Origin of the sequence: Nocardia sp. CWNU-33, assembly GCF_046764895.1 — a bacterium.
Classification (GTDB): Bacteria; Actinomycetota; Actinomycetes; order Mycobacteriales; family Mycobacteriaceae; genus Nocardia.
On record NZ_JBKOQN010000027.1, the window covers coordinates 65,890 to 82,154 of the forward strand.

14 protein-coding genes are annotated in these 16,265 nt (G+C 67.6%); 8 read left to right on the top strand and 6 right to left on the bottom strand.

Translation table 11 applies throughout. The annotated features are described in order from the left end of the window. Positions 1–26: 26 nt before the first annotated feature. The 3 genes from ACLMAL_RS29040 to msrB all read left to right on the top strand — a co-directional run bounded on the left by ACLMAL_RS29040 (position 27) and on the right by msrB (position 3,489). Positions 27–1,583, top strand: coding sequence for an alpha/beta hydrolase (locus ACLMAL_RS29040; RefSeq protein ID WP_412002001.1), 1,557 nt, complete (start codon positions 27–29; stop codon positions 1,581–1,583). 68 nt (positions 1,584–1,651) lie between these two features. Next, positions 1,652–2,998, top strand: a complete 1,347-nt coding sequence (locus ACLMAL_RS29045; RefSeq protein ID WP_412002002.1) for a glycosyltransferase family 87 protein — start codon at positions 1,652–1,654, stop codon at positions 2,996–2,998. A gap of 47 nt (positions 2,999–3,045) precedes the next feature. After that, positions 3,046–3,489 (top strand): peptide-methionine (R)-S-oxide reductase MsrB, encoded by a 444-nt coding sequence (gene msrB / locus ACLMAL_RS29050; RefSeq protein ID WP_412002003.1) that lies wholly within the window; start codon positions 3,046–3,048, stop codon positions 3,487–3,489. A gap of 557 nt (positions 3,490–4,046) precedes the next feature. Here the strand turns inward: msrB and hemQ are convergent. The 4 genes from hemQ to hemE all read right to left on the bottom strand — a co-directional run bounded on the left by hemQ (position 4,047) and on the right by hemE (position 8,047). Next, entirely contained in the window at positions 4,047–4,742 is a 696-nt protein-coding gene (gene hemQ, locus ACLMAL_RS29055; RefSeq protein WP_412002004.1) for a hydrogen peroxide-dependent heme synthase, read from the bottom strand. Positions 4,743–4,959: 217 nt separating this feature from the next. Continuing rightward, positions 4,960–6,306, bottom strand: coding sequence for a protoporphyrinogen oxidase (locus ACLMAL_RS29060; RefSeq protein ID WP_412002005.1), 1,347 nt, complete (start codon positions 6,304–6,306; stop codon positions 4,960–4,962). Positions 6,307–6,328: 22 nt separating this feature from the next. Then, positions 6,329–6,868 (bottom strand): uridine kinase, encoded by a 540-nt coding sequence (locus ACLMAL_RS29065; RefSeq protein ID WP_412002006.1) that lies wholly within the window; start codon positions 6,866–6,868, stop codon positions 6,329–6,331. A gap of 114 nt (positions 6,869–6,982) precedes the next feature. Continuing rightward, positions 6,983–8,047 (bottom strand): uroporphyrinogen decarboxylase, encoded by a 1,065-nt coding sequence (hemE, locus tag ACLMAL_RS29070; protein WP_328403450.1) that lies wholly within the window; start codon positions 8,045–8,047, stop codon positions 6,983–6,985. A 324-nt stretch (positions 8,048–8,371) separates the two neighbouring features. Here hemE and ACLMAL_RS29075 point away from each other — a divergent pair, with 324 nt between their 5' ends. Next, positions 8,372–8,923, top strand: coding sequence for a DUF3000 domain-containing protein (locus ACLMAL_RS29075; protein WP_328413196.1), 552 nt, complete (start codon positions 8,372–8,374; stop codon positions 8,921–8,923). Between the two features lie 22 nt (positions 8,924–8,945). Next, entirely contained in the window at positions 8,946–10,229 is a 1,284-nt protein-coding gene (locus ACLMAL_RS29080; protein ID WP_412002007.1) for an HRDC domain-containing protein, read from the top strand. 57 nt (positions 10,230–10,286) lie between these two features. On the opposite strand, the gene ACLMAL_RS29085 is transcribed toward ACLMAL_RS29080, so the two are convergent. After that, positions 10,287–10,703, bottom strand: a complete 417-nt coding sequence (locus ACLMAL_RS29085) for an SRPBCC family protein (protein ID WP_412002008.1) — start codon at positions 10,701–10,703, stop codon at positions 10,287–10,289. Positions 10,704–10,805: 102 nt separating this feature from the next. Here ACLMAL_RS29085 and ACLMAL_RS29090 point away from each other — a divergent pair, with 102 nt between their 5' ends. Together ACLMAL_RS29090 and ACLMAL_RS29095 are read left to right on the top strand one after the other, a co-directional pair. Next, entirely contained in the window at positions 10,806–11,396 is a 591-nt protein-coding gene (locus tag ACLMAL_RS29090) for a CGNR zinc finger domain-containing protein (protein ID WP_412002009.1), read from the top strand. Positions 11,397–11,794: 398 nt separating this feature from the next. Further along, entirely contained in the window at positions 11,795–11,920 is a 126-nt protein-coding gene (locus tag ACLMAL_RS29095; RefSeq protein ID WP_412002010.1) for a hypothetical protein, read from the top strand. Between the two features lie 240 nt (positions 11,921–12,160). Here the strand turns inward: ACLMAL_RS29095 and dxs are convergent, their stop codons facing one another. Further along, positions 12,161–14,056 (bottom strand): 1-deoxy-D-xylulose-5-phosphate synthase, encoded by a 1,896-nt coding sequence (gene dxs / locus ACLMAL_RS29100; RefSeq protein ID WP_412002011.1) that lies wholly within the window; start codon positions 14,054–14,056, stop codon positions 12,161–12,163. Positions 14,057–14,330: 274 nt separating this feature from the next. Between dxs and glsA the strand changes: the two genes are divergently transcribed. Continuing rightward, entirely contained in the window at positions 14,331–16,196 is a 1,866-nt protein-coding gene (gene glsA, locus ACLMAL_RS29105; protein ID WP_412002012.1) for a glutaminase A, read from the top strand. Positions 16,197–16,265: the final 69 nt, after the last annotated feature.

The window sequence follows — 16,265 nt, forward strand, 5'->3', positions numbered from 1 at the left end:
CGGGCGAACCTGGCAGGCTGTAGCGCATGCGCTGGACTCGGGCCGCCGTGCTGGCCTCGACACTCTCGATCATGATCGCCGGATGCGGTGCGGGCCCCTCCGATCGCCCCGGTGTCGCCGTCGAGCGCGCGCCCGCCGTCGGGGGGCCCGCCGCCACGTCGACGCCGCCACCGCCGCCCAAGGCCGAGCTGCCCAAGACCGACCTGAGCTGGCGGGAGTGCACGGCGCCGACGCTCGACCTGCTCGGGCTCGGCCCAGCGCCCGCAGGCCTGGTCCTGGATTGCGCGGAGTTCTCGACACCGATCGACGGGACGGGCTCGGTGCTCGGCAGCTTCCGTGCGGGCGCCATGCGGGCCCGCCTGCCGCAGACCCCGGCCGACGCCGCCCCGCTGGTGCTCACCTCCGGAGCGGATCGGTCCTCCTCGGCCACTCTGGCCGGGCTGGCCGTCGGACCGGCGAGCAGTCTGCTGACCACGCGTCCGATTGTCGCGGTGGACCGCCGAGGCCTCGGCACCTCGGAACCGATCGACTGCCTGCCGATCGACGTGCGCCGCGGCCTCGCCGACAACGCACAATTCGCGCTGGGCGCAACCGATCCCGCCGAGGCGGTGACCGGGTTCAGCCAGGACGCCACCATCGCGTGCCGCGACTTCCTGCACCCCTACGAGGGCACGTTCGACGCCCCCCACGCCGCCGACGACATCGAACAGCTGCGCAAGCAGTGGCAGGTCGAGCACATCGACCTGCTCGGCAGCGGCAACGGCGCCAAGGTGGCGCTCAGCTTCGCCCGCAGGTACGGCGACCACCTGTCGCGGCTGGTCCTCGACTCCCCCGAAGCCGTCGGCGCCGACGCGACCACCCGGACCGAACAGCAGGTCCAGGGCGCGGAGGCGGCGCTGACCGCCTTCGCGCAGCGCTGCACCGGAATCAACTGTTCGCTCGGCGCGGACCCGCGCGCGGCGGTCACCGATCTGCTGAAACGCGCGAGCACCGGCGGTCTCGGCGATATCTCCGCGAATGCGCTGCTGACCGCGGTGACCGGTTTCCTCGGCGGACCGCGCGCCGACCAGGCCAACCGCATTGCCGAACTCGCCGACGCACTCTCGGCGGCCGGACGCGGCGACCGCGGTGCGCTCGGCAACCTCATCCTGCGGGAATCCGCCGCCACCGCGAGCGACGGGCAATTCGTGAACCGCTGCACCGACAATCAGACGCCGCCGACCCCCAGCCGGGCCACGGAACTCAGTGCCGAGTGGGGACAGAAGTATCCGGCCTTCGGCAAGGCCGCCGCGATCGCCATGATGGCGTGCGCCGCCTGGCCGGTCGCGGGTGCACCACCGCTGCCCGCAAAGCTCGACCTACCGGTTCTCGTTCTGGGCGGGATCGCGGATCCGGTCGTCGGCACCAGTGGCCAGGCGTCGGTGACCGGCGCGCTCGGCGCAGCGGGCGCCCGCCACGCCTCGGTGGCATGGCAGGGTTGGGGCCATCCGGTCTTCACCCACTCCGGCTGTGCGCAACAGGCGCTGCTCGACTATCTGAAGGACGCGAAGTTGCCCAAGGATGGCACCGCGTGCCCCGCATGACCCCCTGATATGGCGCGCCGGGCAGGTCCCCGCAACCGTCATGAGCTGATCCGGTGTACCGTGCCCCAGTGTTACTTCGACAGCTCGAGCCGCGCACCGCTCGTACCACCGCCGAAGCGATCAAGTTCGCACTCTGGCCCTTAGCGGTCATGACTGTGCTCAATCGGGTCTTCATCAAGGCTGTCAACGGGTTCATCACCGACGACTTCAAACCGGTCTACAACGCGTCGTTGGCCTTCCTCAACGGCAACCCGGTGTACACCGCCAATTTCGACTCGGTGGACCCGCATTACCTGTACCCGCCGAGCGGCACCCTGTTGATCGCGCCGCTGGCCCTGGTCGATCCGGAAAAGTCACGCTGGTGCTTCATCCTGCTGAACGCCGCCGCCATCATCCTGGCCTGTTACCTGCTGCTGAAGCTGTTCAAGTTCACGCTGTCCTCGGTGGCGGCCCCGGTGCTGCTGTTCGCGATGTTCATCTCCGAAACAGTCACCAACACACTAGTTTTCACCAACGTCAACGGTTGCATTCTGCTGGCCGAGGTGATCTTCCTGCATCTGCTGCTGCAGCGCCGAGACCTATGGGCAGGCGCGATACTCGGCTTGAGCATCGCCGTGAAACCGACACTGGCACCGCTGATCCTGATCGCGGCCGCCCGCGGGCAGTGGAAGGTCTTCTACACCGCGATCGGCGTACCTGTCGCGCTGACCGCGATCGCCTGGCCATTGTCGAAGGACGCGGACAAGTTCTTCACCCGCACCGCGCGCTACATCGTCGAGTCGCGGGATTACTTCAACAGCGCCATCGTCGGCAATGCGGCCTACTACGGTCTGCCGCTGTGGCTGACCTGGGGCATGCGCATCTTCATGGGCATTCTGGTCGCCATCACGCTGTGGCTGCTGTACCGCTACTACCGCCAGGACGAACTGTTCTTCGTAACGACCGCGTCCGGTGTGCTGATGACCGCGTCGTTCCTGCTGCCCTCACTCGGGCAGATGTACTACTCGATGATGCTGTTCCCGTTGCTGATGTCGGTGGTGCTGCACAATTCGGTGCTGCGCAACTGGCCTGCCTGGCTGGCGGTGTTCGGGTTCATGTCCTACGACAAGTGGCTCTCGGACCGCTGGCAGGGCTTCGGGCGCAACCTGGAGTACCTGCGTATCACCTTCGGCTGGGGTCTGCTGCTCATCGTGATCTTCTGCGTGCTCGGTGACCGTTATCTGGCGGCCAAGCGTGACGGTCGACTGCAATTCGGCATCGACCCGACCTGGATGGCGTCGGCGCCCGATTCCGGCGGCGACACGGTTTCCGCCGCCGCGGCGCAGAGTGCGAGCAAGACGGACTCCGCAGACAGCGACACCGAGGACAGCGAACGGTCCGGACTTCGGGAACCGGAGCCGAGCGCAGCCAAGTAGCGACCTGGCTTGCGGCGCGGCAGCCGAAAACCTATTAGCGTGGAGCAATGAGTTCCGACGCTGACACGACCCTGCCCGCGCCTCGCATCCAGCTGACGCCGCAGGAGTGGAAGGCCAAGCTGAATCCCGAGGAATACGCGGTCCTGCGGCAGGCCGCGACCGAACGCCCCTTCACCGGCGAGTACACCGACACCAAGACCGAAGGCGTCTACGTGTGCCGTGCGTGCGGGGCCGAGTTGTTCCGCAGCACCGAGAAGTTCGACTCGCACTGCGGGTGGCCTTCGTTCTTCGATCCGGCCGAGTCGGAGGCGGTCATCCTGCGCTCCGACGACACCCTCGGCATGCGACGGGTCGAAGTGGTGTGCGCGAATTGCCACAGCCACCTCGGCCACGTGTTCGAGGGCGAGGGGTACAACACGCCCACCGACAAGCGCTACTGCATCAACTCCATCGCACTGCAGCTGCACCCCTCGGGCACCGTAGCGCAGTAGTCTTCGGCGCTCAGCGGAAAGATACGGACCGCGGTCACGGTGCGCATGCCCCGAAATTTCGGGGCATGCGGTCTGCTGCGTCGCGATTGCTCAGAAATTGCAGCGCCTGCTGCCGAAGGCAGGTCGACGAAAACACGGCACAGCAGGTAGACGACACCATTTGCGCGCTGTCCGGCCGCTGCCGAAGAATGCCTCTCCGCACGCGTCTGCCGAGCCGGACGGGACGTCCGCCGAACCCGACGTGGCCGATCCTGGATTCAGCTCGGCAGCGTGGAATTCTGCTGCCGGGAATTCCGCGGTGGCCCCTGGTGCGGCCGCCAGCAGTGTCGTCGCCACCACGAGGCCGGCCGCATGTCGTCTCCCATCGGACACTCGCCGACCTCTGGATTGTCCGCCCCGGACGCACCGTGGTGGTGCCCGCGGCGGGGCCTAGTCCGAATCGCCCGAGGTCAAGACGCACGTCTACCCGCTCGGCAGCCGCAACACCGCGCTATGGCCCGCATCCGTGGTGACCGCAGGCGGGGAGGCTCCGATGTCGCCGCCGAAGACTGTCCGGCTCAGGGCAGCGCGGCGATGAGCTTGTCTACCTCGACGCGCGGACCGGTGTAGAACGGAACCTCTTCACGCACATGCAGGCGCGCCTCGGTGGCGCGCAGATCACGCATCAGGTCCACGATGCGGTGCAGCTCCGGCGCCTCGAAGGCGAGAATCCACTCGTAGTCGCCGAGGGCGAACGAGCTGACGGTGTTGGCGCGCACATCCGGGTAGCCACGGGCGGCTTTGCCGTGATCGGCGAGCATCTTGCGGCGCTCGTCGTCGGGCAGTAGGTACCACTCGTAGGACCGCACGAACGGATAGACGCAGATGTAATTGCCCGGGTCTTCACCGGCAAGAAACGCCGGGACGTGACTCTTGTTGAACTCGGCAGGCCGATGCAGCGCCACATTGCTCCACACCGGAGTACTCGCCCTACCCAGCTCTGTGGTGCGACGGAAGTCGGCGTACGCGGCCTGCAGGTCCTCGACACGTTCGGCGTGCGTCCAGATCATGAAGTCGGCGTCAGCCCGCATGCCCGCGACGTCGTAGATGCCGCGCACCACCACGTCACGATCGGCAAGCCCCTCGAAAAACGCCTGCGCATCGGCAATGGCCTTCGCCCGATCTTCCCCGAGCACACCCGGTTTCACCTGGAACACCGAGAACATCAGGTACCGGACGGTGGAGTTGAGGGCCTGGTAGTCGAGTCGCGCCATGCCTCCATCGTGCCACTCGACCGAACGTGGTCGCCCACGGGCCGAGCGAAGTCACCATGCCGAACGATCGCACGGCCTCGCCCCTATCGCCGACGAAACTCGTCATCGAAGCCCGCGCCGACTGCTGGCATCACACGCCGAGAATCTTCGAACGATACGAATCGCAGACCGCGTCAGCTCCTCGCTCGGCCCGGAGGCCGAGCAGCAGGGGCTGGGTTCACACTTGTCCACCTGCGATCCGGTGGGCAGCCGCCGTGCCCGAGGCTACGCAGGCCGGGACGCCGACGCCGTGGAGATAGGCGCCCGCGACGGCGAGGCCATCGAGATTTGCTGTCGCCGACTCGATTTCGGCGACACGGTTGGTATGGCCGGGGGCGTATTGGGCGAGGCCGCACGGCCACCGTTGAACGAGTGCGCCGATCGGTTCGATGGTGGCGCCGGTGACGGTGGCGAGGTCTTCGGTGGCGGCGTCGATCAGGTCGGCATCGGACCAGGACAGGGTGGAATCGTCGCCGAATTTACCGAAGGAGACACGCACAGCTGCGGTTTCGCGCTGCGCCAGATGTGCCCATTTGCGGCTGGACAGGGTGAATGCCTTGGCCCGCAAAGATTCTCCGGTGGCGACAAGGATGCCGGAGTTCTGCGGAAGCGCCGTGTCCCGCGGAAGTGCCAGTGCGACAAGGGCAGACGAGGACAGTTCGATTCCTGCCGCTGCGGCGGACGCGGCGGGCGCGAGGGTGCGCAGCAGGCGGGCGGTCACCGGCGCCGGGGTGGCGAGCACGACCGCATCCACGGCACCGACCGGGTCGACGACCCAGCCGCGCCCGCCGCGGGCCAGTCGAGTAGCCGGTGTCGCGGTGACGAACTTCGCATCGGATCTGGCCGAGAGTGCTTCCAGCAGTATCCGATAGCCGTCGCGGATGCCGCCGAAGACGGGCGCGTCGGACGGCGGCGGCATGGCAGCGGCGACCGCGTGGGTCAGGCTCGGTGCGCCGTCGTCGAGTGCCGCGGCCAGCGTCGGCAGCGCCGCACGTACACCGATCGAACGGGAGCTGCCGGCGTACACCCCGCCGAGCAGTGGGTCGACGCTGCGCTCGGCGACCTGCGCACCGAACCGGTCGGCGATCAGGCTGTAGACGTCGATATCGGCGTCGGGGTACCAGGCCATCGGCCTATCGGCCTCCGCGTCGATCCGCGCGAGTGTGTCGGCGTCGACCAGCCCGCGCATCGACTCGGCATCCACGGGGATACCCATCAGAGTGCGCTCCGGCATCGGATGCGCACTGCCCTCCGACCACAGCAGCGGACGTAGCCCCGCCGGAACGACCAGTTGCGGCTCCAATCCGAGTTCACGCACCAGCCCCGGCACCTCCGGCCGCCGGCCGACGAAGGCCTCAGCTCCGAGATCCAAAGGCTCCCCGGCCAATTCACCGGTGTACAGAATGCCGCCCACTCGATCGGCCCGATCGATGACCACGATGTCGGCTCGCGGCCCGAGCAGTGTCCGCAATCGATACGCGGCAACCAATCCCGTGATTCCGCCGCCGACAACCGCGATTCTCATACCTTCGACCGTAACCTGCCCGCTATCGGCCGCTGGTGTCGCCACCGACAATCAGGTCTGCATGCTCCCGGGTGCGATCGGCCGCGAAGTGCGCGTCCTCGGTCGCCATCCACTGCTGCCACAGCGGCAGCGTGTGGGCACCGTCCCGCTCGAGCCCACGGGCCAACCGCACGTCGGGTGGTGTCTCGACCCACACCGCCAACGACAGGCGATCACGCACAGCGGCACGCGCGGAGGACACGCCTTCCAGCACTATCACGCCACCTGGCGTGACCTCGCGCCACTCGGCCAAGACCCGATCGACCCAGTCGTAGCGCTGATACCGCCCCGGCCTGCCGCACGCGATCGGTTCGAGCACCTGCTCTTCCAACCGCGGCCACCAGGCGAGCTGGTTGTTCTCGGCCGCGAAATCATCGGTGTGCACCACCTGCGCGCCACACTCCGCGGCCAAAGATGCGGCGAGCGTGGATTTCCCGGCGCCACCGCCCCCGTCCACCGCCACCAGACGCGTCGACCCGAGCCGCGGCTGATGCGCGAATATCCGCGCGACAATCTCCTGCACCGACACATCCACGACGGATTGAACCCTCCGCTGATCAGCCCTGTTCCCGATATCTGCGGACGAGACCACCGGCCGGTGCGAATCGGCCGAGCAGCGATCGCGCAAAGGGCAAGCTCAGAGCTCGTGGACCAGCTCGACCAAGGCCGTCAGCACGCCGGGGTCGGTGTCGGGCAGTACACCATGGCCGAGGTTGAAGATGTGTCCTGCCGCGCCCATGGTGATCGCCTCGTCGGCTTCGCGGGCGATCCGGCGCGTCTCGGCCTCGACGGCTGCCGGACCGGCGAACAGGACCGCGGGATCCAGGTTGCCCTGCAACGCTTTTCCTGGTCCGACGCGACGCACCGCTTCGGTCAGCGGTACCCGCCAGTCGACACCGACGACGTCCGCGCCCGCCTCTCCCATCGCGCCGAGTAGCTCACCGGTCCCGACACCGAAATGGATGCGCGGCACGCCTGCGGCAGCAACCTCCGCGAACACCCGCTCGGAGTGTGGCAGCACGAAGGTGCGGTAGTCGGCGAGTGAGAGCGCGCCCGCCCACGAGTCGAACAGCTGCACCGCGTCGACGCCCGCGGCCAGCTGCGCCTGCAGGAACGCGATGGTGATGTCGGTCAGTACACCGAGCAGCTCGTGCCAGGTCTGCGGGTCGGCGTGCATCATCGCCTTGGTGCGCTCGTGGTTCTTGCTCGGTCCACCCTCCACCAGGTACGAAGCGAGCGTGAACGGCGCGCCCGCGAACCCGATCAGCGGCGTGTCGCCGAGTGCGTCGGTCAGCAGCCGCACGCCGTCGGTGACCGCGCCCACTTCCTCGGGACGCAGTCGCGGCAGTGCCCGCACATCGGCGGTGGTGCGTACCGGCGACGCGATCACCGGACCGACACCTGGCACGATGTCGAGGTCGATGCCGGCGGCCTTCAACGGAACGACGATGTCGGAGAACAAGATCGCCGCATCCACGCCGTGCCTGCGGATCGGCTGCATGGTGATCTCGCACACCAGCTCCGGATCGAAGCAGGATTCGAGCATCCCGATGCCCTTGCGCAGTTCGCGGTACTCGGGCAGCGACCGCCCGGCCTGACGCATGAACCAGACCGGCCGACGGCTCGGTGCGGCGCCAGTGGCGGCGGCCAGGAACGGAGCATCGGTCAACCGGCGGCGGGTGTGAGTGTTCATCGCCTTCATCGTAAGCGGGCCACCGCCCGGTCTTCGCTCGGCCGGGCGCAGAGCCACTCCTGAGACGACGTCCGACACGCGACCGCGACCGGCCGGGCAGTGCCCGCGGCAAGCCACACCCACAGCCGGCCTGACTCGTCTTCATTCGCCCCGCACGGCGGCGCAGAAACACCGCATCCGACGGTGCAGAAAGCGGCTCGGCGGCGCGCCTCCGACCGCGTCGGGGGGACTAGGTCTACCGTCGCTTTCGTGACACCGCTCGACTTCCGCGACGGAGCCGCACCGACCGAGGGACCCGATGAGCCAGCTCAATTTCGTGCCGCGGTCGAGGCGATGGCCACCGCTACCGTGCACCCTCGGATCGAGCTGGCACCGATCCGCCCGCCGCAACGCCTGGCCCCCTATTCGTACGCGCTCGGCGCCGAAGTCAAACACCCCGAAACCGCTGTCGTGCCAGTCGATTCCGAGGGCGATGCGTTCGGCAGGCTGATCCTCCTACACGATCCGGACGGCGACGACGCATGGCACGGCACCTTCCGTCTGGTCGCCTATATCCAGGCCGACATCGACGGCGCGCTGGCCACCGACCCGCTGTTGCCGGAGGTCGCCTGGAGTTGGCTGGTGGACGCTCTCGAAACGCGCAACGAGCCGTTCACGGCCCTGGGCGGCACCGTCACCTCGACGAGTTCGGTGCGCTACGGCGACATCGCCGGGCCGCCACGGGCGCACCAATTGGAGCTGCGCGCATCGTGGACTGCGGTCACCACCGACATGCGGCCACACGTGGAAGCGTTCTGCGAAGTGCTCGCCTACGCGGCCGGGCTGCCGCCCGCCGGTATCACCCATCTGCGGCCAGAGTCCTATACCAGCAACGACCACATCTAACCGCCACGTAAAGTTCAAGTTTATGCCGGTAGCAGACGAGTCCGACCAGGGCAGCACAGCGGAAGACAACGCAGCGGAGCCGCTGCTGGTCCCCGCGGAGGGTGTTCCACCCGTACTGGCTACCGCACGCGAGATCGCCGATGCCGCTGCCCGGCTTGCCGCGGGCACCGGTCCGCTGGCTGTCGACGCCGAACGTGCATCCGGTTTCCGGTATTCGGCCCGCGCTTATCTGATCCAACTGCGCCGCGCCGGAGCGGGCAGCTTCCTCGTCGACCCGATTCCGGTGACCGATGAGCTCGCCCCGCTGGCCGAGGCGATCAACGATCTCGAATGGGTACTGCATTCGGCGGACCAGGACCTGCCGGGTCTGGCCGAACTCGGTCTGCGTCCCGCGCGGCTGTTCGACACCGAATTGGGTGGCAGGCTGGCCGGTTTCGAACGCGTCGGGCTCGCGGCGATGGTCGAGAAACTGCTCGGCAGGGCGCTGCGCAAGGGCCATGGCGCGGCCGACTGGTCCACGAGGCCGCTGCCCGACGAGTGGCTGAACTACGCCGCGCTCGATGTCGAGCTGCTGCTGGAACTGCGCGACGAAGTCGCGAAAGCACTCGACGAACAGGGCAAGACAGATTGGGCCGCACAGGAATTCGAGCACGTTCGCAGCACCGAGCCCGGCGCGCCGAAGGCCGATCGGTGGCGGCGTACCTCCGGTATCCACCAACTGCGCCGCACCAGGCAGCTGGCGATCGTGCGCGAACTGTGGAACACCAGGGACGGGTTGGCGCGATCCCGCGACGTCGCGCCCGCGCGCATCCTCCCGGACTCCGCGATCGTTTCCGCCGCGACCACCGAGCCGCGCACCATCGCCCAGCTGCGGGCGCTGCCGGTCTTCGGCGGGCCACGGCAGCGGCGGTACTCCCGAGAGTGGCTCGGCGCCGTCGACCGCGGTCGGACGCTGCCCGACAGTGAGCTGCCGCCACTGACCCAGCCCTTCGACGGGCCGCCTCCGGTGAACCGGTGGGAACGCCGGGATGCCGCTGCGGCCGCCCGCTTGACCAGAGCGCGTGCCGAGATGGGTGAGCTGTCCACCGAACATGCCATTCCGGTGGAGAACCTGCTCTCCCCCGACCTGGTGCGGCGCCTGTGCTGGGACGGGCTGCCGGCTTACGACCGTATCCCGGATTCACCCGCCGACCTGGCGGCGGCCATCGACGGATTCCTCAAGTCGGGCGGGGCGCGGCCGTGGCAGCGGGAGCTGGCGGTACCTCGGCTGACGGCAGCGCTGACTCCGGAAACGCGCGACGCTTAACGCCCGTTCCTGGATCTGCGCCACACCATTCGCCTGCCGGGCGAGACGCGGAACAAGTCAGGATTTGGCGGTGACCGTGCCTTCGACGGTTTCCTTGAAGACCCGCAAACCTTCGTCCATGCCCACACCGAACGCGACCGCGAGTTCGTCGGGCAGCACGTCGTGGATCCAGACGAACCGGCTGCCGTTGTCGTGCGGGAAGACCTGCATCGACGCATTGTTGTGCACCGGCGCGACACTGTCGCCGACGATGGAGTACACGAATCGGTGCTCCGCCTCGTCCAACGCGATCAGACGCTCACGCAGCACCGTTCCGTTCACGAACGTGGCCACCCGAACTCCGGGACCATCGAGCCGGCACTCGGTGACGTAACCGGGCGCCATGCGAATCGGACCCTGGCCGAAATCGCGGATGATCGCCCATACGTCGTCGACGGGGGCCTCGACGACGATCTCCTTCTTGATCGATCCCACGGCGAACTCTCCTGTGTGTGGTGGCCTGAAGCCCAGTAACTGGCGTTAATGGAACGGTAGTTAGTTAACCTCCTATCGTCAATGGGTAGTTATCATGTAGTCATGCCCGCCAGAGCCGAGACCACGGCCGCCGATGACCGCACGCCCGCCGCGATGCGTCGACTAGTGGAATTCGTCAACACCCGCCGCGCCGACGGCGACGCCATCGGCACCCCGCACCAGCTGGCCACCTGGCTGCATGATCACGAGCTACTGCCCCGCAACACCGCCGTCACCGCCCACGAACCCGACCGCGCGGCCCGAGTCCGAGAAGGACTGCGCGCCATGCTCGCCCAGAACAATGCCGACCCTGTGAGCAGCCCACGACCCGACGGACTCGACCCCACAGCACATGCCGAGCTGTCGGCCATGACCGCAGAACTCCCCCTGACACTCGACGTCACCAGCACGCCCCCGACCCTGGTGCCCGCCACCCACGGATCGGTCGACACCGCCCTGGCCACCCTTCTCGCCGACATCGCCACTGCCGTCGCCGCGGGCACCTGGTCCCGCCTCAAAACCTGCCGCGAACCAAGCTGCCGCTGGGCCTTCTACGACCACTCCCGCAACCGCGGCCGCACCTGGTGCTCGATGAACGTCTGCGGCAATCGCGTGAAAGTCCGCGCCTCCCATCGCCGCAACTCCGCGCGATAGCATCCGATCCCACTCCCGCCGAGCGGGACCGTCGAAACGAGTGAACAGAACTCGAAGATCCTGGTGGGGAAGGACGTTGGCGATCGCGTCGGATACGCGCGCACCACTGACATTCCCTTGGCGGGTGGTGTGACCGCGGGAGGGCGGTGATGGGTACGGCTCGAACGCGGCCCAGTTGAACAGGATCGACCCGAACGGCCCGACGCGATGAGCGAGGCATCGTCGAATCCGCTGATCTCGCAACGCGAAGACACCACATGTCCTGGCTGCGGAATTCGCCTATGCCACCCTCCCCGACGGTTCGGGTACTCGGACTACCTTCACGAATTCTCTGATGTGCAAAGAAATATTTCTCGGGAAGCACCTGGTCAAGTATTACTACCGATGGAGCGAGTCCGTTGGAGAGAACCCGCCTCCCACGGATCACCGACGGCACCGTCGTCCAACGAGTCCTGATATCCGGCCGGCTGGACGCGGCGCTCGACGTCGGCATTCAAGCCGGTCCGCTAGCGGTCGGCCGCTGATCGTGGCGAGCGGGACATGACAGTGGCCGCTCTCGATGTTGCCGCAGCCGTGTCCCTCTTGTCGAGAGTTGGTGCAGGGGCGGTTGTCTCACCGGGCGGCGGTTCGGTTCCATCGGGACTTGCCGAGTTCTCCGGGCGTCCGGTGAGTGGCACACCCCGCGACACACCGCCAGTGGCACTCACGATGACATGCCACTCGACTCATGTAGGACAGCGCGCCCAGGCAGGTTGCCGCCGCGGTCAGCGGGCGTCGAGCCAACCTGTGATGCGGCGGGCGATGTCGGGGGCCGTCAGGCCCAATTCCTCGTGGATCTGGTTGCGCGAGGCATGGTCCAGGAAGTGTTGGGGGACACCGAGATCGCGGGTCGGCACGTCCAGGCCCGCGCCGCGGAGGCGGGCGGAGATGGTGGAGCCGATGCCGCCGTGCAGGCCGCCGTCTTCGAGAGTGACCAGAAGGCGATAGTTTTCGGCGAGTTTGACGATGGTGTCGGACACCGGGAGAACCCAGCGCGGATCGATGACGGTGATCGAAATACCTTCTGGTTGCAGCAGATCCGCTACTTGCAGTGCCAGTTCGGCGAAGGGGCCCACGGCGACGAGGAGGACGTCGCCACGCTGGGTTTGAGCGGAGCCGCCGTCCTGCTCGGGCAGGCGAAGGATGTCGACGCCCTCGAGGCGTTCGACGGCCGAAATATCTTCGACGACGCTGCCCTTCGGGAAGCGGATGGCGGTCGGGCCGTCACTGATGGCCAGCGCCTCGGCGAGTTCTTCGCGCAGGGTGCCCGCATCGCGCGGGGCGGCCACGCGGATACCGGGGATGATGCCCAGCACCGAGAGGTCCCACATGCCGTTGTGGCTGGCGCCGTCGTTTCCGGTGATGCCCGCGCGGTCGAGCACCACGGTGACCGGCTGCTTCAGCAGGGCGACATCCATCAGCAGCTGATCGAAGGCGCGGTTGAGGAAGGTGGAATAGATGGCGACCACCGGGTGCATGCCGCCGAGCGCGAGACCCGCGGCGGAGGCCATGGCGTGCTGCTCGGCGATACCGACGTCGAACATCCGGTCCGGGAAACGCTCACCGAATGCCGAAAGGCCGGTCGGCCCGGGCATGGCGGCGGTGATGGCGACGACGTCGTCGCGGCGTTCCGCGTGTGCGATCAACTCCTCGGAGAACACCGCGGTCCAGCCGGGCGCCTTGGCGCCGAGCGGCCGGCCCGTCAGCGGGTCGATCGGATCGCACGCATGCATCTGATCGGCTTCGTGGTTCTCGGCGTGTGAGTACCCACGGCCCTTCTGCGTCACCACATGGACGACGACCGGACCGCCGAAATCCTTCGCCCTGCGCAGGGCCGCTTCCAGCGCGACACCGTCGTGGCCGTCGACCGGGCCGACGTACTTGAGTCCGATATCACTGAACAGCTCCTGCGGGCTGACGGCGTCTTTGATCCCGGCCTTCACCGCGTGCACCATCGAGTACGCGGATTCGCCGACGCGCGGGATGCTCTTGAGGATCCGCTTACCCGCATCCAACGCATGCTCGTAGGCAGGCTGGGTGCGCAGCGCGGTCAGCCGGTCGGCGAGGCCGCCGATGGTGGGCGCGTAGGAGCGGCCGTTGTCGTTGACCACCACGACCACCGGACGATCGGGAGCTCCGGCAATGTTGTTGAGCGCCTCCCAGCACATGCCGCCGGTGAGCGCGCCGTCACCGACGACCGCGACCACATGCCGATCCTGGCCGGTCAGCGCGAACGCTTTCGCGAGGCCATCGGCGTACGACAGCGACGCCGAGGCGTGCGAAGACTCCACCCAATCGTGCACGCTCTCGGCCCGACTCGGGTAGCCGGACAGCCCGCCCCGCGTCCGCAGCGAATCGAACTGGTCCTTGCGGCCGGTCAGGATCTTGTGCACATAGGCCTGATGCCCGGTGTCGAAGATCAACGGATCGGCCGGCGAGTCGAAGACCCGATGCAGGGCGATGGTCAGTTCCACCACACCGAGATTGGGTCCGAGGTGACCGCCGGTCGCCGCGACCTTCTCGACCAGGAACTCGCGAATCTCCGCCGCAAGCTCCCGCAGCTCGGCCACGTTCAGCCTGCGCAGGTCTTCGGGTGCATCGACCCGGGAAAGCACTCCCACCTGAACTCGCTCCCTCCGGATAGTGCATCTGATCCGAACAGTCTACGGAGCCGCGGTGGCGTCCCCGCACGACGACGGCACGTCACCTGCCGACATGGCGCTGAAATGTGAGTCTCCACACGAATCACCGGACGAAAAGCACCTGTCCGGAGAAACGAGGGCGGGCGAACATCCGACCGCGGCGCGGCGACCGGAGGAAATCCCTCCGAAGACACGCGCTCAGCGGACGAAGGATCGACCACGGCACATACGCTACCGCGCCTACAGTGATCGTGTGGCCGAGCCCGAACAGAAGGTTCCGCAGGCGGTCGAACCCGGCGTCGTGGCACGTCTGGTCGCCGATGTGTACCAGCTCTACCGCGCCGACGAATCCGGCGCACTGGCCGACTACATTCCGGAACTCGCTGCGGTCCAACCCGATTCGTTCGCCGTGTGCCTGGCCACCGCGGACGGCCGGTTCTACGGCGCAGGCGATGTCGCCACCATGTTCACTATCCAATCCATCTCCAAACCGTTCACCTATGCGCTCGCCCTGGCCGACCAGGGCCCCGCCGCGGTCGCCGAGCGCATCGACGTGGAACCCTCCGGCGAGGCGTTCAACGAGATCAGCCTGGACCCGGTGACCGAGCGACCGCGTAATCCGATGATCAATGCGGGCGCCATCACCGCCGCGTCCTTGGTCACCGGTGACGATCCCATCGACAAGTTCGAACGCATCCGGCGCTGCTACTCCCGATTCGCCGGACGCGAGCTGACGATGAACGAGGCGGTGTACGCCTCCGAGGCGCGCACCGGCTTCCGCAATCGCGCCATCGGCTACATGCTGCGTTCTTTCGGCATCATCGACTCCGATCCGGACGAGGCAGTCGATCGGTACTTCCGGCAGTGCTCGATTGATGTCACCTGCCGCGACCTCGCGCTGATGGCTGCGACGTTGGCCAATAACGGTCTCAACCCGGTGACGCGCGAGCGCGCATTGTCGGTCGCGCTGACCGAGCAGGTGCTCAGCGTGATGACCACCTGCGGCATGTACAACGCCGCGGGTGACTGGGTGACCACCGTAGGGCTGCCGGCGAAGAGCGGTGTCGGCGGCGGGATACTCGCGGTGCTGCCCGGTCAGATCGGGATCGCCGTCTACTCCCCTCGGCTGGACAAGCACGGCAACAGCGTGCGCGGCGTCGCCGCCTGCCGGGCGCTGTCGAAACGACTGGAACTGCACTTCCTGCACGTGACGCGATCCGGTCGCACCGCGATTCGGGCTGCGTATTCGGTGGCCGAGGCGCCCTCGCGGCTGCGGCGCACTACCGAGGAGATGGCGGTGCTCGCCGAGCACGGTGATCGCGCTCGCGTGTACGAACTGCACGGCGACCTACTGTTCGCGGGCGCGGAACGTGCCGTGCGGGCCATCGAGGAGCAGTCGGGCGAGTTGGCGGCGCTGGTTCTCGACCTGCGCCGGGTGGGCGAGGTGAGCGAGATCGCAGTGCACATGCTCGACGAACTGCAGAACGAACTCGCCGCGGCGAGCTGCCGGGTCGCCATTGTCGATCCCGACGGCAAGATGGGCCACCTGGTCTCGAGCCTGGTTCCGAACGACCCGCGCGGACGCGTCTTCATCGACCGCGACACCGCTACCGAATGGTGCGAGGACATCGTGCTCGACCACCATCGGCCCGCTGACGAACCGGCGTGCACCTCCCTTCCGATCGAGGACCATCCCGCGCTCGCCGCACTGAGCCCTGATAACCGGGCGCGGCTGGCAAAGGATTTCGAGGTGCGCACCATCGCCCGCGGTGAAGTGATCGCGCGCCGCGGCAGCGCCCGCTCGGGCCTGTACCTGATCCTGGAGGGACGGGTGCGGATCACCTTCGAGGGCGCCGACGGGCACACGCACCGGTTGGTGTCGCTGTCGGCCGGGATGTCGTTCGGCGAGATCCCGATGCTGGTCGGCACACCGTTCGTCAACGAAGCCCGCGCGGAGAGCGGGGTGCGGGTCGCGGTGCTGAGCCCGGGACGGTTCGATGTGCTCACCGAGAAGGCGCCCGAGCTGAAACTTGCCCTGCTCGAGCGCCTGGCCGCGGGCGCGTACGCACAGATGGACGCCGCTGTACGCGCGATCGCGGTCCGCGGTGGCGACTATTGAGTTCGGCGGGCGGGGACATTTGCGTGTTATCGGCCGTTGAGCCCTGCGAGACCACGATCCCACCGAGTC